Source organism: Acinetobacter guillouiae, assembly GCF_002370525.2.
Classification (GTDB): Bacteria; Pseudomonadota; Gammaproteobacteria; order Pseudomonadales; family Moraxellaceae; genus Acinetobacter; species Acinetobacter guillouiae.
In genome coordinates this window covers 3,232,745-3,257,833 of sequence record NZ_AP014630.1, presented here as the reverse complement: position 1 = coordinate 3,257,833, position 25,089 = coordinate 3,232,745, and the positions used below count along the sequence as shown (strand labels likewise).

The following is a 25,089-nucleotide window of genomic DNA, read 5'->3' as shown; positions in this document are numbered from 1 at the left end:
AGAGGGCATGGATTGTTGTTGCTCTTGATCGGAATGACTATTTTTACAAGAAAATGCTTAATTTTTGTGCAAATATTGATATTAATGCAATATTTGTGATGTACCATTTTTTTACGAAATGTCGTTATCACAGATCTTACGTTGACTGTAATACCAGGAAGGCTGATACTCTTGGGGTTAAATTTAAGCAAGTCGGTTCGTAAGGGCTGGGTCACAAGCTCGGTTCTCAAAACACAATTTAAAGCAAGGGGCTATATATGGCTGGTGGAAAGTCAACAATCATTTACACACTGACTGACGAGGCGCCATTGTTGGCGACTTATTCGCTACTGCCGATCATTGAGACCTTTACTAAGCCAGCTGGCGTAGAGATTGTCAAAACTGATATTTCTGTAGCTGCTCGTGTTCTTGCAGAATTCGCGGAATACTTAAGCGATGAACAGAAAGTATCTGACAACCTTGCGCATTTAGGGCGTCTTACTCAAGATCCAGACACTAACATTATCAAACTCCCAAATATCAGTGCATCTGTTGCTCAGTTGAGCGCATGTATTAAGGAACTTCAGTCAAAGGGTTATGCAATCCCAGACTATCCTGAAAATCCAACAACTGAAGAAGAAAAAGCAATTAAGGTGCGTTATAGCAAGTGCCTTGGTTCTGCGGTGAATCCAGTGTTACGTGAAGGTAACTCTGACCGTCGTGCACCTGCAGCAGTGAAAAACTATGCGAAGAAACATCCACATTCAATGAGCGAATGGAAACAGTGGTCACAAACACATGTTTCGCATATGGATGAGGGTGATTTCTATCACGGTGAAAAGTCAATGACACTTGACCGTGCACGTAACGTAAAAATGGAACTGATCACCAAAAATGGTGAGAGCATTGTGCTTAAGCCAAAAGTTGCATTACTTGATGGCGAAATCATCGATTCAATGTTTATGAGCAAGAAAGCGCTTTGCGATTTCTATGAGAAAGAACTTGATGATTGCCGTGAAGCGGGCATTTTATTTTCGTTGCATGTAAAAGCAACCATGATGAAAGTTTCACACCCGATTGTATTCGGTCACTGTGTAAAAATTTACTATAAAGAAGCATTTGAAAAGCACGCTAAGTTATTTGATGAGTTAGGTATTAACGTCAATAACGGTATGGCTGGTCTTTACGAGAAGATTGCAACTTTACCAACATCATTACGTGAAGAGATCATTGAAGATCTTCATGCTTGCCAAGAACACCGTCCTGCACTTGCAATGGTGGATTCAGCGAAAGGTATTACCAACTTCCATTCACCAAATGATGTGATTGTGGATGCATCTATGCCTGCGATGATTCGTGGCGGTGGTAAAATGTGGGGTGCTGATGGTAAGCAGTATGATTGTAAAGCTGTTATGCCAGAGTCAACATTCGCACGTATTTACCAAGAAATGATCAATTTCTGTAAGTGGAATGGTAACTTTGACCCACGTACTATGGGTACTGTGCCAAACGTTGGTTTGATGGCGCAAAAAGCTGAAGAATACGGCTCACATGACAAAACTTTTGAGATCACTGAAGCGGGTGTTGCAAACATCACAGATCTTGAAACTGGTGAAGTGTTGATGTCACAAAACGTTGAGGAAGGCGATATCTGGCGTATGTGTCAGGTGAAAGACGCACCGATTCGTGATTGGGTAAAACTTGCAGTAACGCGTGCGCGTAACTCAGGTATGCCTGCAATCTTCTGGCTTGACCCATACCGTCCACATGAAAATGAATTGATCAAGAAAGTACAAAAATACTTGAAAGATCATGATACAGCGGGTCTTGATATCCAAATCATGTCACAAGTACGTGCAATGCGTTATACGCTTGAACGTGTTGCTCGTGGTTTAGATACAATTTCAGTGACTGGTAACATTTTACGTGATTACTTAACTGACTTGTTCCCAATCATGGAATTGGGTACTTCTGCGAAAATGTTGTCTATCGTTCCGTTAATGGCGGGCGGTGGTATGTACGAAACAGGTGCGGGTGGTTCAGCGCCTAAACATGTACAACAACTTGTAGAAGAAAACCACTTGCGTTGGGATTCTCTTGGTGAATTCTTGGCATTGGCTGTTTCTTTAGAAGAGTTGGGCATTAAAGAAGATAATGCGCGTGCTAAGTTATTGGCGAAAACATTGGATCAAGCAACTGGTCAATTGTTAGATAACGACAAGTCTCCATCACGCCGTACAGGTGAGCTTGACAACCGTGGTAGCCATTTCTACCTTGCGAAGTTCTGGGCTGAAGCACTTGCTGCACAAAATGACGATGCTGAATTAAAAGCCAAGTTTGCACCACTTGCAAAAGCATTGGATGAGAACGAAGACAAAATCCTTGCTGAGCTTGCAGCTGTTCAAGGTAAGCCAGCGGATATCGGTGGTTACTATGCAGTTGATACTGCTAAGGTTGAAGCTGTAATGCGTCCAAGTGCGACGCTTAACGCTACACTTGCAACTGTTTAGGTTTTAAATGCTATAAACCAACGATCTTGTTGGTGAGAAAAGCCGATGCATACGCATCGGCTTTTTTTATTGAGGGAGTAAATCTTTGTTTAAGTTATTTATTTGCAAGGTTTTGTATGAATCAATTTAAATGATGAGGGCGAGATTGGTTTTAATTGGTCTTGAATTTTTTAGTTATAAAATAAAAATGCCCAATGAAATTCATTGGGCATTTTTGCAATATGTGGCAATCGATTAATGGCTTAGAAGGACTAAATCCTAGCGACCATTACGTCCACGACCACGTGGTGCTTTGGTATTTGGGCGGGTGGTACCATTGGTCTTACGACGTGGTTTTTCACCATCTTCCATTTGCCAGATACGTTTAGTTCCAGATTTCTTTGTTGAACCATCTTTATTTTTGCGAACGATTGGTTTTCCACCTGTACCGCCAGGTTTCTTCACATAAGAGCGTGAGCGGTAAGGTTCATCTGCTGGAATATTTTGGAAGTCTGGATAAAGTAATGGTTCAATTTCTTTAGTTTCACCAGGTTGTAAACCCATTTGCACCAAATCAATTGCACCAATCTTGGTACGGATCAAACGTAAAGTTGGAAAACCAACAGCCGAAGTCATACGACGGACTTGACGGTTACGGCCTTCACAAATAGAAATTTCAATCCAAGATGTTGGAATATTGGCACGGAAACGTACTGGTGGATCACGATCCCATAACCATTCAGGTTGTTCAACTTTATTCGCTTGAGCAGGCAAAGTCATACCATCTTTTAGCTCAACACCTTTACGCAACTGTTCTAGGGCTTCTTCAGTCACATCACCATCAACTTGCACCAAATAAGTTTTAAATTTCTTATTGGCAGGATTGGTAATGTATTGATTTAAACCACCATGATCAGTTAAAAAAACTAAACCTTCAGAGTCCATATCGAGACGACCCGCCAAACGCAAAGTCGAGTCATCTACGAAGTCAGACATCGTCATATGTGCTTCGTCTTTACGAAACTGGGAGAGGACGTCATAAGGTTTATTAAGAATGACAATTTTCACTTTAGACCACTAATAAATATCAATAAAATTTTTGAGTTTGATAAAGTTACCCGTTTGAAGAGAGTTGGGTAAAGATAAAGACTACGATATGTGCGCTACTATATCAGATTACGCTTTGTATTCTTCAACTTTATTTATTTACCGAGGCTGAGTTGTAAATACATTTTTCTTAGGCGGGGGATTGGTGGTTTTATCTTGCTAGAATTTACCATTGCGTGAAATTGAGCTAGGCAACTTGAAAACAGCGTCTATTGAAGCTATATCTTATAGTCAACCTGTCAAAAAACTCAGACACAAAAGTATAATTTCTCTTAATTGAAATTTTTTATTGAATCAATTACATGGTGGATAAATTATTTGATTATAAAAGCTTGCATTGCCACACTTTACATTCAAAGTTTAAATACCTTTGCGTAGGCGATGCCTCACTGTGGTAAAAAAAACTGTACCACCTTTGGGTAGTACAGCTTTTTTGAATAGCGTAGATCTCAATTTTTAATCAGTGATCACAGGCTATCTATGGTTTAACCATGTTATTTAGTGGTCATGTTTTAGATATTCAGGTTCTTTCGGTAATTTAAAACTACATAAGAAACAGATCACTAACATGACAATCACATAAAGGAAGAAGGTGCTTTCAATACCCGCCGCTTTGAACTGTAGTGCAACAGATGGTGCAGAACCACCAAAGATCGCATTACCCACAGCATAAGAGAAACCAACACCCAATGCGCGAACATGTGGTGGGAACATTTCTGCCTTAACCAATCCGCTGATAGAGGTATAGAAGCTGAGCAACATCATGAGGAAAATAAGTAACAGAGCAACCATCAATGGCGAATAACTGAAATGTGGCATCCAGATCACCATGACTGGATAGATGAAAATCGCCATAGTACCACTGAACGCAAGCATTGCAGCACGACGGCCAATGCGGTCAGAAATAGCACCAAACACCGGTTGTGCAAGCATAAAAATAAAGAGTGAAGCTGTCATAATGAATCCGACAGTTTTACTATCTACACCCATATTGGTGAGGTAGGTCTTTGAATATACTGTAATCACATAGAAGGTGAGGGAACCCGCAGAGGTATAACCTACAACCAATAAGAAGGTTTTCCAGTGATTTTTAAACAGTTCACTTAAGCTTCCAGATTCTTCTTTATCACTGTCTTCGCTAGATAATGTTTCTTCCAAACGGCTACGTGCAAGTAGAGAGATAATTGCAGCAATACCACCAATGACAAAAGGAATACGCCAGCCACCATCAAGCAATTGCTGCTCTGATAGGAATGCCAGCATAATAACACCGAGCAAGCTTGCTAATAATTGACCGCCCGACAAGGTGACATATTGGAAAGAAGCAAAAAAGCCTCGTTGGCCCTTTAAGCCAAGCTCACTCATATAGGTTGCTACAGCACCATATTCACCACCTACAGATAAACCCTGTAGCAGGCGAACAAGTAAAAGTAGGAAAGGTGCTGCCATTCCAACTTGTTCGTAGGTTGGGAGTGCCGCAAATAAGAAAGAGCTTACTGCCATAAGACAGATGGAAATGACCATTGATTTTTTACGGCCATGTTTATCGGCAATTCGTCCGAAAACCCAGCTACCAATTGGTCGCATAAAGAAGCTGGCTGCAAAGACACCCCATACATAAATTGCTTGAGTACCGGAGTCCATATCAGGTGCAGTTAATGCTTTAGTGAAATATGCCGCAAACACAGCATAAATATAAAAATCAAACCATTCTACTAAGTTTCCTGAAGCTGCGCCGACGATACCGCGTATACGACCTCGCTTCTCTTCTTTAGTGTAAGTTTTATCCATTATTTACATCCATGAGATAGGTTGAATCACAATAAATTCAAAATTCATTACGATTTAAAAAACAGGAATAATGTTAAAGATTTTAAGACTAAATAATAATTGCAAAGATGGTTAATTTGATTGGAGGCCATAGGATAGGCAGAAGGAATTAAAAAATGAATTTTGATTTATTTTTTCATTAAAATTCATGTGAAAACATATAGTAAAAGTGAATTACTTTTGTAATTAATCTTAACTTGGTTGTGATTCTATGGAAATTATTTTTTTAAAACATAAATCAATGGCAAAAAACACCAATAATGAAAATAAAATTGCCGGTTTTTGTTTGTGTTCTATTGTGGTGCATAATTTAATGTAATGAAATATATGAATATATTGTGGTTTTAAGGTGGCTGGTTTGGTTATCAATCTATTGTCAAAATGTTATAGATTTTTAAATTAAATAGCGAATATAAAATCAAAAAATTAGAAATCATGTTTATAGTGAAAACGTATAGTAGCTCTCACTTTTAAAGCTCTGACTCTTGGAAAATTTATGTGTATGGAAAAGCAAAGCTAATACTTTTATTTTAAGCATTAGGGATGATTGAGCTTGTCGATTTATATAAAAAATGATGGTTTGAATGATATTAAATAATGAAACATTGTGCTTTATTCAGTAGAGAAATGTTGTTATTCCTCGTATAAATCTCAAAAAATGTACGAATTAGACTAGACTGATATGCGCTAAGAAGGGTTAAAAGTAATGTCTATTTGGCAATTATTTTGGATTTGCCAACTATAATAAAAGGGAGAACCTGAACAATGGGTTATCAGAAGATCGTAGTACCTGCCGATGGTAGCAAAATTACTGTAAATGCAGACTTGTCACTGAATGTTCCAAATCATCCAATCATTCCTTTTATTGAAGGGGATGGTATTGGTGTTGATATTACTCCAGCCATGAAAGCTGTTGTAGATGCCGCAATTCAAAAAGCATATGCTGGCAAACGTTCGATCGAATGGATGGAAGTTTACTGTGGTGAAAAGGCAGATAAAATCTACGGTACCTATATGCCTGAAGAAACTTTTGAGGCGCTGCGGGAATTTGTGGTTTCGATTAAGGGTCCATTAACTACACCTGTGGGTGGTGGTATTCGTTCATTGAATGTCGCTTTACGCCAAGAACTCGACCTTTATGTTTGTGTACGTCCTGTACGTTGGTTTGAAGGAGTACCGTCACCTGTTCAACACCCTGAATTGACCGACATGGTGATTTTTCGTGAAAATTCCGAAGATATCTATGCAGGTATCGAATGGAAAGCAGATTCTCCTGAAGCGAAAAAAGTCATTAAATTCTTAAAAGAAGAAATGGGTGTAACCAAGATTCGTTTTGAAGATAATTGTGGGATTGGTATTAAACCTGTATCGAAAGAAGGTACTCAGCGTTTAGTGCGTAAAGCGATTCAGTTTGCGATTGATAATGATAAGCCGAGTGTAACTTTAGTGCATAAAGGCAATATCATGAAATATACCGAAGGTGCATTCAAAGAATGGGGTTATGAGCTGGCAATTGATCGTTTTGGTGGCGAGCTGATTGATGGCGGCCCTTGGGTAAAAATTAAAAATCCAAGAACGGGTAAAGAGATCATTATTAAAGATGTCATTGCCGATGCCTTTCTACAGCAAATCTTAATGCGTCCTTCTGAATATTCTGTGATTGCGACACTTAACTTAAATGGTGACTATATTTCTGATGCGTTGGCAGCTGAAGTAGGTGGTATTGGAATTGCGCCGGGTGCAAATATTGGTGGTGCAATTTCTGTATATGAAGCGACTCACGGTACAGCACCGAAATATGCAGGCCAGGATAAAGTAAATCCAGGTTCTATTATTCTTTCTGCGGAAATGATGCTTCGTGATATGGGGTGGATTGAAGCTGCTGATTTGATTATTCAGGGTGTATCGGGAGCGATTGCTGCGAAAACTGTTACCTACGACTTTGAGCGATTGATGCCAGGTGCAACTTTGCTTCGCTGTTCTGAATTTGGTCAAGCAATCATTGATAACATGGATAGCTAATTAAAAGATAGACGCACTAAAGTCAGTATAATCAAAGGTCTGCCAAGTGTGGGCCTTTTTTTATTTATGGTTTGTCTATTTTATTCTAGAATCTAAGTATATTTATTAAACTTTAGGCTGTGAGTAATTGCACCAACAACTGATTACTGTAGACTGTTTTTAGCGGTTGTTTGAAAAAATATTAATTATATTTTAAGGAGTTAATCGAATGAACATAGAAAATGATCCTAAAATACTGGTTGCTCCACTTGATCAATTAAATTTTTTACATGAAGCCAAGCAATATATTGATAAAAATCTTACCAGTACTCAAGCCTATTATCTAATGACCAGTAAGCCGCCAGTTTGGTTGAGAGCTGCGTTTAAGCTAAGAGATTTTTTAAGCCGGCATTTAGGTGGTGTGCAACCTATTCAAGGCTTTGGTGAATCAACTAAACCACTTCAAGTGGGTGGAAAAGCAGACTTTTTTGATGTGGTTAAAGTCTCAGATCGTGAGCTTTTTTTACAGTCAACCGATAAGCACTTGAGTGTATTGTTGGTTTTACAAATCGAAGAATATGATGAACTTAGAAATGAATTAACGATATGTACCAGTGTAGTGACATATAATCTTTTTGGGAAAATTTATATGCTGCCTGTTTCTATGGTTCATGGTTTTATTGTTCAGCAATCACTTAAAAACCTTCAAATTAAATCTTGAAACTGAAGGATTTGAACTATGACAAAATGCTGTAAAACTTGGCAAAAAAAGTCATATTTATACCTTAATTGTAGATGAAAACTCCTGTGAATAAGAAAACTCCTGTGTAAATAGCAATTTAAATCATTTGTTGATATTTTGTTGAAACTTAAATGGAGTGTTGGTTGTGAAAAAAGTATTGTTGGTTATCTTAGCTTTAGGGATTTCTCATCATGTATTTGCTAAAGATGTGCACAAATGTGTGATAAAAGGTTCGGTAACTTACCAATCTAGACCTTGTGCTGGAACTGCTACTGTAAATCCACAGCAACAACTTCAACAAAAATTAACCCAACGAACTGCAAACCAAACTTCGATACAACAACAAAAAACTCAGTCTGAAATGCATCAGTATTCTCAACAACAACATTTGCAACGCCATTCTGGAAATGGAACTTCTAATGAGATTCCAGATACAGTTGAAGGTAAAAAGAAAAGTTTGGCTATAGCGCAAGAAGCTTATAAACAAACAAAGAATCGTTAATTGTTTTTTAAATCTGCTGTTTTATGGGCAACTGGTTTTTATTGAAATAGCTTTAGGAATAAGCTCAATATAATAATAACTTGATGTATGAAGAGTATTGGTGGAAGTGATTGCTGAAGCTTCTAAATCACAAGGTGATATGCTTTTTACTTAAGTTTTTCGCTTTCAATAAATAGGGGGTTGTAATCCTATGGCTGTAGGCGAGTAATGTATTGGATGGGATTATTCTGTTATATTAACCAGCCTAGTTAAATTTATTGAAAGCCTTGAATTTATGTCACAGACAAGTTCGAAAAAATTTTATATCTTTGCGACATTAGCATTGTTATTTCCAGTATTTTTAGTTGGAATGGCTTTTCTTGCGGCTAAAAGTGATGCTGAAACCAAACGAGAATATGATCAAATTCGCCAAGAACACGCCGAAAAGATTGAGTTGCAAAAACAACAGCAAAAATTAGAGCAACAAAACTTATCGCAGCCTGAAACGAAGAATGCAGTGTCTTGATAAGCAATCTTTAATGAAAAGTCATTAAGGCTAAAGCTAAAAAAACCGCCAATTTGGCGGTTTTTTTCATCAAAAATTATTTATTTTTGTCTTTCAACTGAGGGATCGCAGATCCTGTGCCGACAGCCAATAAACCAGTATTGGTATAAATACCAAGTTTTGCACGGGTGTCCGTGATATCAAGATTACGCATAGTCAATTGGCCGATACGGTCAGCAGGACTAAACATTGAATCACCTTTTTCCATGGTTAAACGCTCAGCTTCATAAGTGAGGTTCTCTGATTCAGTGTTCATAATCGTGTAGTCATTACCACGACGAAGTTCTAAAGTCACAGTACCTGAGATTGCTTTAGCAACCCAGCGTTGTGCTGTTTCACGTAGCATCAATGCTTGTGAATCGAACCAACGACCTTGGTACAATAAACGACCTAGACGTAAACCATTAATACGATATTGTTCAATAGTGTCTTCGTTATGAATACCAGTTACAAGACGTTCATAAGCAATATGAAGAAGCGCCATTCCCGGAGCTTCATAGATGCCACGAGATTTTGCTTCAATAATACGGTTTTCGATTTGGTCAGACATACCTAGACCATGACGACCACCAATGCGGTTGGCTTCAAGAATGAATTCAACAGGGTCTTCAATACGTTTGCCATTTAATGCAACAGGAAAGCCTTCTTCAAACGTTACAGAAACTTCTTCAGCTTCAACTTTTACGTCTTCTTTCCAGAACGCAACGCCCATGATTGGATCAACGATTTTGATGCCAGCATTGAGGTATTCAAGATCTTTCGCTTCGTGAGTTGCACCCAACATGTTTGAATCTGTTGAATAGGCTTTCTCTTTCGACATTTTGTAATCAAAACCATTGTCGATCAAGAATTGTGACATTTCAGCGCGACCGCCTAATTCATCAATAAATTGTTGATCTAACCAAGGTTTGTAAATTTTAAGTGCAGGGTTGGTTAATAAACCATAACGATAGAAACGTTCAATATCATTCCCTTTATAGGTTGAACCATCACCCCAAATATTAACATCATCTTCTTTCATTGCTGTAACAAGCATTGTACCTGTTACTGCACGACCTAATGGTGTTGTGTTGAAATAAGGAACACCACCAGTGCTGATATGGAATGCACCACATTGAATTGCAGCAATACCTTCCAATGCAAGTTGTAAGCGGCAGTCAACCAATCGGGCTTTTACAGCACCGTAGTTTTCAGCTTTACGCGGAATTGCATCGTAGTCATCTTCATCAGGTTGACCTAAGTTTGCTGTATAAGCATAAGGTTCTGCGCCTTTTTGTTTCATCCACAATAAAGCTGCTGAAGTATCTAGACCACCAGAAAAGGCGATACCCACTTTTTTGCCTACTGGTACATTCTGCAAGATCGTTGCATTATCAGTCATTGCTCGTCCTAACTATTTCGAAAGAGGCACCACATACATGGGTGGCCAAAGAGAATTTTATAAACGCAGTATTGTAGCACTTTTTCAATCAATGTTTTATTGGATTTGAAGGTTAACATTGAAAAAAATAACAATTTATAGCGCGAAATGAATTTACTTAAATGACCTATGCACCTCATGTAAAAACTTATAAGAAAAGTCAAATTAACGCGGTGTGAAATTTAATAAATTGATATAATTTTCTAATTATTAAAAACTTTTAATCCTATGCAATTAAATAAAACGCTCTACTATACACATAATACTTTGTTTGGCTTTTACGGTATTTTGTTGCTTATATTAATTTTCTGTGCACTAACTTCGGGGTTTAATTCCACTGGTTTTGTAGGTGTAGTATTTGCTTTTGCGGTGTTGTTTGGTTTGGCATACTTACATTATAAAGCCGCTATTGAAGTTGAAAAGGGGAGTGAAATAGGGAGATTGATGTCTACCATTATTGGGTGTTTATTCTTGATTGGATTTCCAATAGGTACTTGTATAGGGATGCTGATTTTGCTGAATGTGCGTAAGGCCAAATGGCAGGCTGCGGATTGACCTATGTTAAAAGTAAGATAAATTGGATGTATAGGGTTAACCCAATATATCTCATTTGTTCGGGATCATAGCTGATCATTTAAACCAATAAACTGCTTTTCAATCGGGGTAAATACATGCTCACTTCGTGCAATCAGATAGAATCCAATATCTCGATATTGTTCGGGTGTTTCTCGATAATATTGAATGTTAAATTTTTTAATCAGTGACTTTGCAATCATTGAAATTCCCATACCCAATTGAGTGAAATTGACTAAGGCTTCATGATCGTAAATATGGGTTAATTCACCTTTGGTTAAATGATAATCTGTATAAATATGATCTAAAGTGGTTGCATAACAGCATTCTTCTGAGGCAAGTAAAATATTTTGATGATTGAGACAGTCTTCAAGGTTGTCATGGTTGATGACATTTTTTCCAATAATCACCAATTGATCATCTGCCTTTTGAATATATTGGATATTTTTCTGTTTTGGGTGACCTAAAACATAAGCGATATCTAGGTTTCCGCGTAAAATTTCATCTTCAATATAGCCTGTAGCACCTGTTTTCATGGTGATTGAAAGCTCAGGGTAGGTTTCATAAAGTTGACTAAAAGACGGGTAGAAACGCATTCCGCCTAAACTGGTGTTGGTACCAAAGCGTAAATATTTTTCCTGCTGATAGATTTTATTTTCTGTTTCTTCCCATGTGAAGATCATTTTTTTGTATTGCTGATATAAATTCATTCCTGATTCTGTCAGTTCAACACCTTTGGGTTTTCGGATGAATAATTGACGTTTATAGTGATTTTCAATTTTTTTTATTTTTGCCGTCATATTCGATTGTAAATAATTGAGTTTATTTGCTGCTGCTGTAATGCTTTTTAGTTCAGCAACAGTCACAAATGATTTGATATCACCCATATCGATATTCATTTCAATTCCTCAATAATGCATTGAATACGTGCTGACACTAAAGTATCTGCTTTAGCATCAAAAAAAATGATGTGTATATTAAAACATAGCATTATTCATGATGTCATTTATTTTCTATAATTTACGAACTTTCCATCTGTTGAGTACAGCAAATGAATCTTCGTGTGATTGGTGCAATTGTATTATTGTGTCTCGTCTGGGGATCTTTGTGGGGATTGGTCAAACATAGTTTGCAAATATTTCCGCCATTCTTATTTATTTCTACGCGTTTAATCTTAGCTGCGCTTACCCTTATGCTGGTTCAAGTACTGTTAAGAAAATCTGTTTTACCCGCAAAAGGTGAATGGCAAAAACTGATGATCTCAAGTTTGATGATTTGTATTGGTTTTTATGCAACACAAACCTTTGCCATGCAATTTGTTGATTCAGGATTGTCTGCGGTTTTAGTGTTTACTATGCCTATTTTTATTGGTGTATTGGCGCATTATATTTTAAATGAGCGTTTAAATAGCCAAAAAATGATTGGGTTGGTTCTTGGCACATTAGGCTTGGTTGCGATTCTTTGGCCACAATTACATCATATTCATTTGAATTTATCTTTAATTGGTCAAGCTTTCTTAATCTTGTCTGGCTTCTTTTGGGCTTTAACCACAGTGTATATCAAACAGAATTTTGCGACTTATGACAAAATCAAATTGACCTTTTGGCAATTGCTGATAGGTGGGGTGGTGATTCTGATCGGCGCTTTAATTTTTGAACCTGTAGATGTTAAAGTTTGGATGAATCCACTGAATGATTCAATCCTGTTCTATATTGCTGTGATTGGGACAGGTTTTGCCTTTGCCTTGTGGAATTGGATTGTGAGTCAGGTGGATACCTTTGTTGCGTCTATTTCAATCATGTGTATTCCTATTCTAAGTTTATTTTTTGGTTATGTGCTTTGGCATGAGCCGATTACAATCAACATTATTATCGGTGCTGCGTTTATTTGTTCAGGCATTATTTCAAGTTCTTTAAATCTTAAAATCAAGAAAAAACCTGAAACCTTATTGAGTTGTGAACATCGTTAAATCAGTGAATGGGCATTGTTGAATTAATTTATAGTTGATTAAATTTATATAATTTTTAATTAAGGTAAAAAGCAAAATCAGTGAACATTTATTGGTTTTGCTTTTTTTCTTTCTGTTTTTCTTTCTATTTTTACTTGATATTTGTTTGTTTAAAGCGATGCCTTGACGCTTATTTTAACTGATTTTTAAATTGGTCTGACTAATTTTGGTTTTGAAGTATTTCCAAACCCGATAATAAACTTAAATCAGTGTTACTAAAAAGTGCATTAAAAAATAGCATACGACTAAAGTTGTATAAAATTGGTTTAATTTAAAAAAATACAATATAAAACAAATGAGTTATTCGATTTGAAACCCTGAAAGCTGAAGGATTGGTCTGTGAATAGGTCGAAATATTTGCAATATTGGTCATACCAAAATAATTAATTGAGTGCCAACTATTGATCTTTAAATCAGCAAAAATTAATATTAAGTAGCAGTTAGTGCAAAATTTTTTAATTTAAAACTAAATTGGTCATACCAATTATTGAGAAATAAATGGATGATTCAATGACATTCCACGTTCTAGCAAGCATTTCAAGGAGATGACAATGCTTCAACATTGGCAACAGATTTATGATCCGATGGGCAATATCTGGGTATCCAGTGCCATTGCGCTGATACCAATTATCTTTTTCTTTTTAGCCCTTGCTGTATTCCGCATGAAAGGAAGTGTTGCGGGGACAATTACAGTTGTATTGGCTTTACTGGTTTCATTATTTGCTTATCAAATGCCAACGATGATGGCATTGGCATCATTGGTCTATGGTTTCTTTTATGGTTTATGGCCAATTGCTTGGATCATTATTGGCGCAGTCTTCCTATATAAAGTTTCAGTAAAAACAGGGCAGTTCGATATTATTCGTTCTTCGATTTTGTCGATTACTGAAGATCAACGTCTGCAAATGCTTTTTGTTGGCTTTGCTTTCGGTACTTTCTTGGAAGGTGCTGCTGGTTTTGGTGCGCCTGTTGCGATTACCGCAGCATTATTGGTGGGGCTTGGTTTTAAACCACTTTATGCGGCAGGTCTATGTTTGATTGTGAATACAGCACCTGTAGCATTTGGGGCAATGGGGATTCCAATTATTGTGGCTGGACAGGTTTCTGGTGTAGAAACAATGGAAATCAGTCAGATGGTTGGACGCCAGTTGCCATTTATGGTTCCAATTGTGCTGTTCTGGATCATGGCAATTATGGACGGTTGGCGTGGTGTAAAAGAAACTTGGCCTGCTGTGATTGTCGGTGGTGGTTCTTTTGCGCTTGCACAATATTTGACTTCAAACTTTGTGGGTCCAGAATTACCCGATATTACCGCTTCAATTGCGTCTTTGGTTTCATTAACGATTTTATTAAAATATTGGCAGCCAAAGCATATCTTTCGTTTTGCAAATGAAGATGACAGCATGAGCGAAAATCTTGCTGAACAGAAACAGCAGAAATATAGCCTTGCTAAAATTGCCAAAGCGTGGTCACCATTTGCGATTTTAACTGTGATGGTTACGATCTGGAGTGTAAAACCATTTAAGGATTTATTTACCAAAGATGGCGCGCTGCATGATTTAGTGATTTCTATCAAAGTGCCATATTTGCATCAAATGATTCAAAAGATGCCACCTGTTGTTGCTGAAGTAAAAGACTATGATGCAATTTATAAATTTGATTGGTTCTCAGCGACGGGTACCGCAATTATTATTGCTGCAATCATTACCATTATTTTCTTAAAAATGAAGCCAAAAGAAGCAGTGGTTACTTTTGCTGAAACCATTAATGAGTTAAAAATTCCAATTTATTCGATTGGTATGGTGTTGGCATTTGCTTTTATTGCCAACTATTCAGGTATGTCTGCAACCTTGGCTTTGGCATTGGCACATACGGGGCAGGCATTTACATTCTTCTCTCCGTTCTTAGGATGGTTAGGTGTATTCCTCACAGGTTCGGATACTTCTGCAAATGCTTTATTCGGGGCATTACAAGCCACGACTGCGCAACAAATTGGTGTCCCAGAAGTATTACTGGTTGCTGCAAATACCAGTGGTGGTGTCACTGGGAAAATGATTTCTCCTCAGTCGATTGCAATTGCATGTGCGGCGGTGGGGCTGGTAGGTAAAGAGTCTGATCTGTTCCGTTTTACGGTTAAACACAGTATAACGTTTACTGTAATGATCGGTATTATTATTACACTACAAGCTTATGTGTTCCCATGGATGATTCCATGAGCATAAAACGTCACTGAATGAGGAAAGCAGATGAAAGTCTCTGACAAAGTGGTACAAAGCCTTCGTATGTTAATTGAAGAAAAAAACATGCAAGTCGGAGAACGTTTACCTGCTGAACGAAAGTTGTGTGAACAACTGGGTGTATCCCGTTCCTCTTTAAGAGAAGCGATTTCTCAACTGACCAGTACCGGAATGCTGATCAGCAAAGGCGGGGCGGGGACCTATTTACAACAATTCCCGGTGAATTGGTCACAAAACCAAATTGTTGAATCTCTAAGTAATTTGATTGATGAAGACCCAGCATATCGTTTTGATGTGCAAGAGGCGCGAACAATCCTTGAAGGTGGTTCAGCTTGGTATGCGGCACAACGTGCAACCCCTAAAGATCTGGCTCAGATTCGCGAATATTATGATCAGATTTCATATTTTCAGTCGATTGGTGATGATGAGCAAGCTTCACTTGCCGATGCTAAATTTCATTTGGCGATTGCTGAAGCATCGCACAATTTAGTGTTGATACAGATGATGCGGGGCGTTTTTGATCTGTTGCAGTTTAACGTGCTCTTGGGTAGACGCAAAGTGTACTCAGAAACACATCGATTTGATCAATTGCATGATCAGCATTTTAAAGTGATGGATGCAATTGAACGTCATGATCCAGATGCTGCAAGAGATGCAGTCTGTGGACATATAGAATTTGTAGTACAGCAAGTGCGTATGATTGATGAGGAAGAAGCCCGTCGTCAGCGTGCGAGCCGATTAAACAGGATATGAGCATGATTATTTCTTCTGCGAATGACTATCGTGAAGCCGCGCGACGTCGTTTACCCCCATTTCTTTTTCATTATATTGATGGTGGTGCGTATGCGGAATATACACTAAAACGAAATGTAGAAGATTTATCAAAAATCGCTTTAAGGCAACGTGTTTTAAATGATATGTCGCAGCTAAGCCTAGAAACAAAATTGTTTGATGAAACTTTATCTATGCCTGTTGCATTGTCTCCTGTTGGATTAACAGGGATGTATGCACGTCGTGGTGAGGTTCAAGCTGCTGTGGCGGCAGATAAAAAGGGCATTCCTTTTACCTTGTCGACCGTATCTGTTTGTCCGATTGAAGAAGTTGCACCAGCAATTAACCGCCCAATGTGGTTTCAGTTATATGTGCTGCGTGATCGTGGCTTTATGAAAAATGCTTTAGAGCGAGCCAAAGCTGCCGGTTGCTCAACTTTGGTGTTTACTGTTGATATGCCTGTACCTGGTGCGCGCTATCGTGATGCACATTCTGGTATGAGTGGTCCAAATGCAGCGATGCGTCGTTATATGCAGTCATGCTTCCATCCGCATTGGGCTTGGAATGTCGGTTTGCTGGGGCGTCCACATGATTTAGGCAATATTTCCAAATACTTAGGAAAGCCGACTGGACTTGAAGATTATATCGGTTGGTTGGGCAGTAACTTTGACCCGTCTATTTCATGGAAAGACCTTGAGTGGATTCGTGAATTTTGGGATGGTCCGATGGTGATTAAGGGGATCCTTGATCCTGAAGATGCCAAAGATGCAGTACGTTTCGGTGCCGATGGTATTGTTGTATCAAACCATGGTGGTCGTCAGTTAGATGGTGTCTTATCGTCTGCGCGTGCACTTCCGCCAATTGCAGATGCCGTCAAAGGGGATATTAAAATCCTTGCTGACTCTGGTATTCGTAATGGTTTGGACGTGGTTCGTATGCTGGCATTGGGTGCAGATACCTGCATGCTTGGACGTGCTTTTGTCTATGCATTAGGGGCAGCGGGTGGTGCAGGCGTTTCTAATCTGCTTGAATTAATTGATAAAGAAATGCGTGTCGCAATGACTTTGACGGGCGCCAAAACAATTGCAGACATTAACGCCGATTGTTTAGTCAAGTTAGACAAAGCATTGGATGCGTGATGTATTTTTGATACGTCATCAAGCTAAATGACAGTGTTCAATTTGATAGATGCAAATGTCATCCATGCAAATTTCATCTGTAGTGCTTTGAGGCAGAACGACCTTATAACATGATGTATTTGCAAAGCATCAAATGAAAAGATGTGATTTAACGAGTTTTCGGATGAGCATGGTTCAAGCTACTTTTCATCAAAAAAAAGTAGTTTGAACTGATCGTTGATCCCTCAATATAAATAATATTGAAAAAACGCTGTCGGAATGAATGCCTTATTGAATGAGATTGAATAAGGGTTCATCAATAGGATAGGGAAAATGCAATCTAATATTGATTCACAACACACCATTCAGCAATTGATCAACATCGTCGGTCAGCAACACGTTTTAACTCATGATCATGCTACCCGCTTGTATCGTCAGGGGCGTCGTTATGGCTCAGGGCAAGTGCTGGCTGTTGTGGCTCCCGGAACTTTGTTTGAACAATGGCAAGTGCTACAAGCTGCTGTAAATGCGGACTGCATCGTGATTATGCAAGCTGCTAATACTGGCCTCACGGGTGGTTCAACACCTTTTGGTGATGATTACGACCGACCCGTTATTTTAATGAGTACACGTCGTTTGGCGGGTATACAAGTGATTAACCAAGGTCAGCAAGTGATTTGCTTACCTGGTGCAACCTTAGATCGTCTTGAAAAAGAGTTGGCACACTATAATCGTGAGCCGCATTCAGTAATTGGTTCATCTTGTATTGGTGCATCGGTTTTAGGTGGAATATGTAATAACTCTGGTGGAGCATTGGTTCGCCGAGGTCCTGCATATACTGAACTGGCACTTTATGCACGGGTCAATGCGTCAGGTGAGTTAGAGTTGGTCAATCACTTGGGGGTGAATCTGGGTGACACACCTGAAGAAATTTTGACAAAACTCGAAAATAAAAACTATCAACTCAATGATGTTATTAATAATGCGAGTTGTTGTGCTTCTGACCATCGTTATGCACATGATGTTAAACAGGTCGATGAAAATACGCCTGCGCGATTTAATGCTGATCCATCACGTTTATTTGAAGCTTCAGGTTCTGCGGGTAAAGTCTGTGTCTTTGCAGTACGTTTAGACACCTTTGAAAAAATTCCAAGTCAGGTATTTTATGTGGGGACCAACTCACATGATGATTTGACGGAAATCCGCCGTTTCTTACTCAAAGATTTGCCAAGATTACCGATTGCGGGTGAATATATTCATCGTGTTGCCTATGATATCGGTGCTGAATATGGCAAAGATACCTTTATGTTTATCGAGAAATTTGGTACGGCAAAAGTGCCTGCTGCATTTGCATTAAAAGATAAGGTGGATGGGTATCTCGAAAAAATTGGCTTACGCAGTTTGTCTGATAAAATGTTGCAGATGGTGACAAAGTTGTTGCCGAATCATTTGCCAAAACGGATGAATGAGTTTCGTGATTTATATGAACATCATTTGATGATTCGTATCGAAAATCAGGATGTTGAGCAAGTCGAACGCTTTCTAAAAGAATATTTTCAACATAAAACATCAGGGGATTTTTTCCATTGTACGGATGAAGAAGGTCGTAAAGCTTTTTTACATCGTTTCGCAGTGGCGGGTGCAGCAATTCGTTATCGTGATACGCATCGTTCGGAAGTTGAAGATATTGTTGCGCTTGATATTGCTTTACGCCGTAACGACCGTGAATGGGTAGAAACTTTACCTCAAGAGATGGATGATTTAATTACCCATAAATTGTATTACGGACATTTCCTCTGCCATGTGTTTCATCAAGATTATATTGTCAAAAAAGGGGTAGATCCTTTGGCGATGGAACATCAGATGTGGCATTTGCTGGATAACCGTGGTGCAGAATATCCTGCGGAACACAATGTAGGGCATTTATATATTGCGAAACCTACTTTAAAAAATCATTATCAAAAGCTTGATCCAACCAATAGCTTTAATGTCGGCATTGGGCAGACCAGTAAATTAAAATACTGGAAGTGATGATATTGCGTCGTGTTAATTTGATTTGTTTATGGTGATTTATCAGATAAACAGTCTTTTAAAAAAGTAATAGATGATGAACTGATTTATTTAATGAAAATAGCCATGCAAAAGCATGGCTATTTTTTATTTCTGTTCGCCTAATTTGGAGGAAATAAATCCAAGTACAAAAGCACTGACAAAGAAAGTAATAACCGTGTAGAGTGCAGATTGTGTGGTAAACCAAATTGCAATGGTTAAGATCGTAACGATCGCTGTACAAATCCAAATCGCCAATCCAGAAGTTGCTAAAGGTTGTTGAGATGGAGCAGGGTCAGTTTGATCTGGTGTGGATTGATTTTCTTTGATATTTAAATCGTGAATAGGGGCATGCAGGTTGACACCATAAAAGAAATAAGGATGATCATCAAAACGTGCAAGCTCAATACGTTGCATTTCAATAAAAGAAATTTGTTGTGAATGATCCTGTGCTGTATTTTCAATGTGTTGTAGCAATTGGGTTAAGAAATGGGCATCATTTAAATCTAAGGGTAAACCACTGGTGCGTAATAAAATGTACTCAGGATAATGTTGTTCGATTAAAGATTTAAAGTCATCAAAATGATAGCTATTTTCTACCCCAAAAATTTCTATAAATAAGGGTTTACGCGCTGCTAAATTGAGAAGTGCTTGCTGTTGATCAATAACTAAATAAGCATACTGACTCTCACCAAAGTCCTCTTGGCGTTCTTCTAGATCAACTTGGTTGCGTTCATCGTTGATATCAAGATCATCTATATATCTTGTCCAGAAAATATTTTCTTGCTTAAACAGCATAAACCATAAAATCGGAATGAATGCATTTGCTTCGAGTTCAAAAGATGCACTTTGAAAAAACTCAGCCCATTGATTTTGACTACCTCTTGGCATATGGCTAAAGGTAGAACTGGTTAAAAATACCGGGTGGCTCATAAGGTTGATGCCTTTTCTTATTTACTTTTATTCAGCAGTTATATTGCAAAATAACGAAAATTGACACAGAAGATTGTTATAAAACTGTATAACACTTTTCTTTTAATTGAGTCATATCAAGATGTGTTGCTTCTTGCTGTGGGTAAGGCAGATAGAATTGACACTATCTACGATGAAAATATCAAAAATTGCCATCAAAAAAAAATTAAAACTCGATAAAGTAGTATGCAACAAGTTGCAAAGCCAAACTTAAAGGATTCATCATGACAAATAGCTATGCAAATATCTTAAAACCACTCCATCTGGGATTTACGACCATTAAAAATCGTGTCGTGATGGGTTCAATGCACACAGGTTTAGAAGATCGTTTTTATAACTACCCAAAACTTGCTGCATATTTTGGAGAACGCGCCAAAGGTGGTGTTGGGCTAATTATTACAGGGGGGATTTCCCCAAACCGCCAAGGTTGGTTGTTGCCAGCCGGTGGTACGATGAATACTTTAGGTGATATTGCACCACACCGTTTAGTCACACATGCTGTACATAAGCATGGTGCAAAAATTCTGATGCAAATTCTGCATGCAGGGCGTTATGGTTATCAACCGTTTGTTGTATCTTCAAGCCCAATCAAATCACCGATTTCGATGTTTAAACCACGTCAGATGAGTGACAAACTGATTCTTGAAACCATTCAAGATTATGCTGAAACAGCTAGTCTGGCAAAAAAAGCCGGCTATGATGGCGTAGAGATTATGGGTTCAGAAGGCTATTTACTGAATCAATTTTTAAGTCGCCATGTGAACCAACGTGAAGACCGTTGGGGCGGGCCAATTGAAAACCGTATGCGTTTGGCAGTCGAAATTGTAAAAGCGATTCGTGCCAAAGTTGGTGAAAAATTTATTATTTGCTTCCGTTTGTCGATGCTCGATTTGGTCCATGACGGTAATACTATGGATGAAGTGATCACTGTTGCGCAGGCATTAGAAAAAGCAGGTATTACTTTACTGAATACTGGGATTGGTTGGCATGAAGCACGTGTTCCCACGATTGTAACCTCTGTTCCGCGTGCTGCATTTGTAGATTACACCGCAGAAGTGAAAAAGCATGTCGCTGTACCTGTCATTGCTTCCAACCGAATTAATATGCCTGATACTGCTGAGGAAATTTTGGCAGCAGGTAAAGCTGATATGGTGCAAATGGCGCGTCCATTATTGGCAGATGCTTTTTGGGTGAGTAAAACCGCAACCAATCGTGTTGATGAAATCAATACTTGTATTGCATGTAACCAAGCCTGTTTAGATCATAGTTTTCAAAATAAGCGTGCAAGTTGCTTGGTGAACCCACGAGCAGCGCATGAAACTGAACTGGTTTATCTTAAAACAAAAAAACCGAAGAAAATTGCGGTTGTTGGTGGTGGTGTTGCAGGAATGTCAGCAGCTACTATTGCGGCAAGTCGAGGACATCAAGTAACTTTGTTTGAAGCTTCTACTGAGGTCGGTGGGCAGTTTAACCTCGCTAAAGTTGTGCCAGGTAAAGAAGAGTTTCATGAAACCATACGTTATTTTAAGGTTCAGATTGAAAAAACTGGTGTAGATTTACGTTTAAATACCAAAGTGAATCGTGAGCAATTAGAGCGTGAAGGTTTTGATGATGTGGTGATCGCAACAGGCGTGATTCCACGGGGTCTAAATATTGAAGGTAGTGATGCACCACAAGTGTTGTCTTATGCTCAAGTATTACGTGGTGCACCTGTTGGCAACAGAGTCGCTGTGGTCGGTGCAGGTGGTATTGGTTTTGATGTATCGGAATATTTATTAAAACCTGAGCATCAGCCGCAACCCCAAGCCTTGGCGGATTGGCAACGAGAGTGGGGTGTAGACCCAAATCCAAACTATATGACTGAAGGTGGTTTTGTTCCTGCTGAAGTAGAGCAACCGATCCGTCAAATATATTTGATGCAACGTAAAACCACACCTCTTGGTGTTGGTTTAGGTAAAACCTCGGGCTGGGTACACCGTGCACAATTGAAAAAACATGCGGTAAGAATGATGCGTGGCGTGCAATACAAGTCTGTAACCAATGAAGGATTATGGATTGAAAGCAATGGTCATGATCAATTGTTACGAGTAGACACGATTGTGGTGTGTGCAGGTCAGGAATCCGTTAAGGACTTAATGCCTCAAGAGGGTGAGTCAACTTTAGCAAATTACCATATTATCGGTGGTGCAAAATTGGCTGGTGAGCTTGATGCAAAGCGTGCGATTCGTGAAGGTGCTGAAATAGCAGCTAAACTTTAATCAAAATCATCTATTTTGATGAAACAATATGCATTTGAATGGTTTAAGTCTATTTTTTTCTTGTCAGAATTGGAAAAGCTTAGTATTCTTGCGCACATGGAAGCGTGGCAGAGCGGTTTAATGCACCGGTCTTGAAAACCGACGAGGGTGTGAGTCCTCCGTGAGTTCGAATCTCACCGCTTCCGCCAAATATCTTAAAGGGAATCAAATGAATAGTTTGATTCCCTTTTTCTTTGGCACAATTTTGGCCCTATTCAAAATTTTAGCTGATGACTACTCAAGTCTATTGATGGCGCTATGCAACATTTGGCTGCTATTGTATTGATCGCAATCTCAGCGAATAGCGACATCCAGAGCCATTCCAAAATGGAAAAATATTTTTCCATAGATTTTAGTTGCAGGCTTATTCATATAAGAATCATCGTGCTGAATAAGCCTTTAGAGATAGGTTTGTAATAAAACCGTTTCTAAGCAAAATGCTGCTTTAAAAAGGGTATTATGCATTCTGAATATTGTTCAGGGAAATCTCGATAAATATAAGTATGTTCTGCATCCGCGAAGATTTTAATTTCTACTTTTGTTACATGGTCGAGCCCTACTTTAAGCCGGTGGCCAAACTCAGGTGGGGTATAAATATCTTTTTCTCCATACATTAATAAGATGGGGGGGGTGATATTTTACTTGTGTAGATTTTGCTAACGGATTGAGTTCCTGATTAAGCTTTGGTAGTAGTGTATTTGATACCTTGAGCATTGCATGAGCGACTGGATAATGTTTCCAGAATTCTGGTAAGGTCGGAAATGCGCCTTCAAATACTGCAATTTTATATGGGTGTCCATCTTTTGCTAATGAGCATAGTCCCCAAGCCGCACCAAATGACGCACCAATTAAACCTACATTTAATTCGGGTGTCCGCTTTTGAGCATATATCCCTGCATGATATACATCATTGGGATAGTCAAATGAAAATCCTTCACTTTCTCCAAAACCATTAGCATCATAAATAAGTACGTTATAACCATTTTTTAAAAATAGATCCGCATGTCCGTAACGGAGCCAAAATGCTTTAGCCGCTTTTCCCATTGGATGAGCAAGTACTAAAGTTGCTTTTGCTGCTGGTGCACTTTTCCAGTAGCCCGCGAGTGTTTGCTGGCCAGTTAAGGGAATAGTGACAGCCTCCCAGTCTTCTTTAGAAATAGCTTGAGGCCAAATCCAAGGTACTTCGAATCTTCCAAAAAATGGCTTTCGTAGAATTTGGTGAGCAATTTTTTTCATTTTGGTTATCCAATATTTTTCAAAGTTTATAATACATAGTAAAGTTCCTTTTTGGAACTTGTAATTCAAAATGTATCCCTTATTGATTTCTTTTATGGAAATTGGGTATCGCTCATATTTTTAACCATCTTAATGATACATCGGACAAACATGACGAATACGTTGAAATTAAGAAATGGAATAGATAAATTATCATTTATTTTTTAATTACATATAGAGCGCAATAGCTATAATTCGAGTTGATAAGCCAAATTACTGAAAATAGATTCTGCAACAAAAAAATTGCCGTGGTTTAAAGTCCAAGAAGTGTTTCTGGTATACAGTTGTTTTGCCTTTATGCAGATTAATAAAGGCAAAATCATCATTTGGGGTATGAACCAGTAAATTATGTTTTTGTTAGTGCTAGTATCCGAGACTACAACCAGAATATACAATACGACAAGGCTGTAAATTTTCACTTAAACAAAACACTAATGCACCTTTTTTAGCCCCATCCTCTGAAAAATCCAGTAAAATTTTTGATTTTTGACCATCATTAATTGGATCAGCTATAGCAACACAGCGATTAGAATAGGTTTTAGATACTTCACATTTTTGTCCGCCATCCTGTTGACACGCTTTTAATGCTTTTGCTTGTGCCTCATCTTTAGATTTAAAATTTCTTGTAAAACCAATTGGACGCCCTTTTAAGCCTTTACTTTTATCCTCTGCAATCGCACCCCATAATGTTTCAATCATAGGATACAAAGTTGGATTTTGATTCGTATATCCACCACTTCCTCCACCTGGAATAGGTGCGCAACCTTGAACACCTTGTCCACCTACAGGATAATAGCCTGAAGGACAATTCCCTTCAGCATGTACATTCTCAATAGTTAAATAAATGATAAAAATAAAGAAAATAGATAAATTAAAAATCTGATTATTTGTCAATATCATTCTATAAACTCCTTTAAAATCATTGCTTAATAATAAGGAAAGCTATGAATTATTCTATATAATTCCTATATTTTAAAATGATAATAAGTTCTTTTGTGTTTTTAAATGTCAGTGCATTCTCGGTAGAAAGGATAGCACCTAAATTTTTTAGTTCCGTCTTTTAATGAAATAATTTAGCGAATTGATGTGGCATTAAAATGAACATTGGCTTTCTTTTTATAGAAAAAATCAAATTGTTCGGAAAACCCCCATTTTGAGTTGATTAAATGAGTAGA

Annotated in this window: 19 protein-coding genes and 1 tRNA gene; 13 read left to right on the top strand and 7 right to left on the bottom strand. The window is 38.2% G+C overall.

All coding sequences use genetic code 11. The features are described 5' to 3' along the window. Positions 1–257: 257 nt before the first annotated feature. Positions 258–2,489: an NADP-dependent isocitrate dehydrogenase gene (locus AS4_RS15250; protein WP_004823068.1), complete on the top strand. Its 2,232-nt coding sequence runs from the start codon at positions 258–260 to the stop codon at positions 2,487–2,489. 258 nt (positions 2,490–2,747) lie between these two features. Here AS4_RS15250 and AS4_RS15245 read toward each other — a convergent pair whose 3' ends face one another. After that, positions 2,748–3,536, bottom strand: a complete 789-nt coding sequence (locus tag AS4_RS15245) for a pseudouridine synthase (RefSeq protein ID WP_004823066.1) — start codon at positions 3,534–3,536, stop codon at positions 2,748–2,750. A 537-nt stretch (positions 3,537–4,073) separates the two neighbouring features. Next, on the bottom strand, positions 4,074–5,366 hold the full coding sequence (locus tag AS4_RS15240) for an MFS transporter (protein ID WP_004823065.1): 1,293 nt from the start codon (positions 5,364–5,366) through the stop codon (positions 4,074–4,076). A gap of 804 nt (positions 5,367–6,170) precedes the next feature. Here AS4_RS15240 and icd point away from each other — a divergent pair. The 4 genes from icd to AS4_RS15220 all read left to right on the top strand — a co-directional run bounded on the left by icd (position 6,171) and on the right by AS4_RS15220 (position 9,155). After that, complete coding sequence (icd, locus tag AS4_RS15235) at positions 6,171–7,427, top strand: NADP-dependent isocitrate dehydrogenase (RefSeq protein WP_096734735.1); 1,257 nt, start codon at positions 6,171–6,173, stop codon at positions 7,425–7,427. Between the two features lie 208 nt (positions 7,428–7,635). After that, on the top strand, positions 7,636–8,127 hold the full coding sequence (locus AS4_RS15230; protein WP_096734734.1) for a DUF2867 domain-containing protein: 492 nt from the start codon (positions 7,636–7,638) through the stop codon (positions 8,125–8,127). Between the two features lie 166 nt (positions 8,128–8,293). After that, on the top strand, positions 8,294–8,650 hold the full coding sequence (locus AS4_RS15225; RefSeq protein WP_096734733.1) for a hypothetical protein: 357 nt from the start codon (positions 8,294–8,296) through the stop codon (positions 8,648–8,650). A gap of 274 nt (positions 8,651–8,924) precedes the next feature. Next, positions 8,925–9,155: a hypothetical protein gene (locus tag AS4_RS15220; RefSeq protein ID WP_004724907.1), complete on the top strand. Its 231-nt coding sequence runs from the start codon at positions 8,925–8,927 to the stop codon at positions 9,153–9,155. Positions 9,156–9,231: 76 nt separating this feature from the next. Here AS4_RS15220 and argG read toward each other — a convergent pair whose 3' ends face one another. Further along, a complete protein-coding gene (gene argG / locus AS4_RS15215) occupies positions 9,232–10,575 on the bottom strand; it encodes an argininosuccinate synthase (protein WP_096734732.1) in 1,344 nt (447 codons plus the stop codon). 267 nt (positions 10,576–10,842) lie between these two features. On the opposite strand from argG, the gene AS4_RS15210 reads away from it, so the two are divergent. Beyond that, positions 10,843–11,169 (top strand): hypothetical protein, encoded by a 327-nt coding sequence (locus AS4_RS15210; protein ID WP_096734731.1) that lies wholly within the window; start codon positions 10,843–10,845, stop codon positions 11,167–11,169. Positions 11,170–11,234: 65 nt separating this feature from the next. On the opposite strand, the gene AS4_RS15205 is transcribed toward AS4_RS15210, so the two are convergent. Beyond that, on the bottom strand, positions 11,235–12,086 hold the full coding sequence (locus AS4_RS15205) for a LysR family transcriptional regulator (protein WP_096734730.1): 852 nt from the start codon (positions 12,084–12,086) through the stop codon (positions 11,235–11,237). A 152-nt stretch (positions 12,087–12,238) separates the two neighbouring features. On the opposite strand from AS4_RS15205, the gene AS4_RS15200 reads away from it, so the two are divergent. The 5 genes from AS4_RS15200 to dld all read left to right on the top strand — a co-directional run bounded on the left by AS4_RS15200 (position 12,239) and on the right by dld (position 19,352). Next, complete coding sequence (locus AS4_RS15200; RefSeq protein WP_096734729.1) at positions 12,239–13,156, top strand: DMT family transporter; 918 nt, start codon at positions 12,239–12,241, stop codon at positions 13,154–13,156. 584 nt (positions 13,157–13,740) lie between these two features. Beyond that, a complete protein-coding gene (gene lldP / locus AS4_RS15195; RefSeq protein WP_171478423.1) occupies positions 13,741–15,411 on the top strand; it encodes an L-lactate permease in 1,671 nt (556 codons plus the stop codon). A gap of 30 nt (positions 15,412–15,441) precedes the next feature. Further along, entirely contained in the window at positions 15,442–16,185 is a 744-nt protein-coding gene (gene lldR / locus AS4_RS15190; protein WP_004724896.1) for a transcriptional regulator LldR, read from the top strand. Positions 16,186–16,187: 2 nt separating this feature from the next. Then, positions 16,188–17,342 carry an FMN-dependent L-lactate dehydrogenase LldD gene (lldD, locus tag AS4_RS15185; protein ID WP_096734727.1) on the top strand — a complete coding sequence of 385 codons (1,155 nt, stop codon included), beginning with the start codon at positions 16,188–16,190 and terminating at the stop codon, positions 17,340–17,342. Positions 17,343–17,654: 312 nt separating this feature from the next. Then, a complete protein-coding gene (gene dld, locus AS4_RS15180) occupies positions 17,655–19,352 on the top strand; it encodes a D-lactate dehydrogenase (RefSeq protein WP_096734726.1) in 1,698 nt (565 codons plus the stop codon). A gap of 126 nt (positions 19,353–19,478) precedes the next feature. Here dld and AS4_RS15175 read toward each other — a convergent pair whose 3' ends face one another. Next, a complete protein-coding gene (locus tag AS4_RS15175) occupies positions 19,479–20,303 on the bottom strand; it encodes a hypothetical protein (RefSeq protein ID WP_096734725.1) in 825 nt (274 codons plus the stop codon). A gap of 263 nt (positions 20,304–20,566) precedes the next feature. Between AS4_RS15175 and AS4_RS15170 the strand changes: the two genes are divergently transcribed. Together AS4_RS15170 and AS4_RS15165 are read left to right on the top strand one after the other, a co-directional pair. Then, positions 20,567–22,600, top strand: coding sequence for an NADPH-dependent 2,4-dienoyl-CoA reductase (locus AS4_RS15170; RefSeq protein WP_096734724.1), 2,034 nt, complete (start codon positions 20,567–20,569; stop codon positions 22,598–22,600). A gap of 98 nt (positions 22,601–22,698) precedes the next feature. Then, positions 22,699–22,788: transfer RNA gene (locus tag AS4_RS15165), tRNA-Ser, on the top strand. A gap of 430 nt (positions 22,789–23,218) precedes the next feature. Here the strand turns inward: AS4_RS15165 and AS4_RS15160 are convergent. Next, the gene (locus AS4_RS15160; protein WP_227548086.1) at positions 23,219–23,875 is read right to left on the bottom strand and encodes a serine aminopeptidase domain-containing protein; all 657 of its coding nucleotides are present in this window, start codon (positions 23,873–23,875) and stop codon (positions 23,219–23,221) included. A gap of 402 nt (positions 23,876–24,277) precedes the next feature. Further along, positions 24,278–24,814, bottom strand: a complete 537-nt coding sequence (locus AS4_RS15155; RefSeq protein WP_004822976.1) for a DUF4189 domain-containing protein — start codon at positions 24,812–24,814, stop codon at positions 24,278–24,280. Between the last annotated feature and the right edge of the window lie 275 nt (positions 24,815–25,089).

What these genes read in the sequence shown, in the direction of transcription:
- argG (WP_096734732.1), bottom strand. Translation starts at nt 10,575, where the DNA reads ATGACTGATAATGCAACGATCTTGCAGAATGTACCAGTAGGCAAAAAA.
- AS4_RS15155 (WP_004822976.1), bottom strand. Translation starts at nt 24,814, where the DNA reads ATGATATTGACAAATAATCAGATTTTTAATTTATCTATTTTCTTTATT.
- AS4_RS15240 (WP_004823065.1), bottom strand. Translation starts at nt 5,366, where the DNA reads ATGGATAAAACTTACACTAAAGAAGAGAAGCGAGGTCGTATACGCGGT.
- lldD (WP_096734727.1), top strand. Translation starts at nt 16,188, where the DNA reads ATGATTATTTCTTCTGCGAATGACTATCGTGAAGCCGCGCGACGTCGT.
- AS4_RS15205 (WP_096734730.1), bottom strand. Translation starts at nt 12,086, where the DNA reads ATGAATATCGATATGGGTGATATCAAATCATTTGTGACTGTTGCTGAA.
- AS4_RS15210 (WP_096734731.1), top strand. Translation starts at nt 10,843, where the DNA reads ATGCAATTAAATAAAACGCTCTACTATACACATAATACTTTGTTTGGC.
- lldR (WP_004724896.1), top strand. Translation starts at nt 15,442, where the DNA reads ATGAAAGTCTCTGACAAAGTGGTACAAAGCCTTCGTATGTTAATTGAA.
- AS4_RS15250 (WP_004823068.1), top strand. Translation starts at nt 258, where the DNA reads ATGGCTGGTGGAAAGTCAACAATCATTTACACACTGACTGACGAGGCG.
- AS4_RS15170 (WP_096734724.1), top strand. Translation starts at nt 20,567, where the DNA reads ATGACAAATAGCTATGCAAATATCTTAAAACCACTCCATCTGGGATTT.
- AS4_RS15175 (WP_096734725.1), bottom strand. Translation starts at nt 20,303, where the DNA reads ATGAGCCACCCGGTATTTTTAACCAGTTCTACCTTTAGCCATATGCCA.
- AS4_RS15160 (WP_227548086.1), bottom strand. Translation starts at nt 23,875, where the DNA reads ATGAAAAAAATTGCTCACCAAATTCTACGAAAGCCATTTTTTGGAAGA.
- AS4_RS15230 (WP_096734734.1), top strand. Translation starts at nt 7,636, where the DNA reads ATGAACATAGAAAATGATCCTAAAATACTGGTTGCTCCACTTGATCAA.
- dld (WP_096734726.1), top strand. Translation starts at nt 17,655, where the DNA reads ATGCAATCTAATATTGATTCACAACACACCATTCAGCAATTGATCAAC.
- AS4_RS15220 (WP_004724907.1), top strand. Translation starts at nt 8,925, where the DNA reads ATGTCACAGACAAGTTCGAAAAAATTTTATATCTTTGCGACATTAGCA.
- icd (WP_096734735.1), top strand. Translation starts at nt 6,171, where the DNA reads ATGGGTTATCAGAAGATCGTAGTACCTGCCGATGGTAGCAAAATTACT.
- AS4_RS15200 (WP_096734729.1), top strand. Translation starts at nt 12,239, where the DNA reads ATGAATCTTCGTGTGATTGGTGCAATTGTATTATTGTGTCTCGTCTGG.
- lldP (WP_171478423.1), top strand. Translation starts at nt 13,741, where the DNA reads ATGACAATGCTTCAACATTGGCAACAGATTTATGATCCGATGGGCAAT.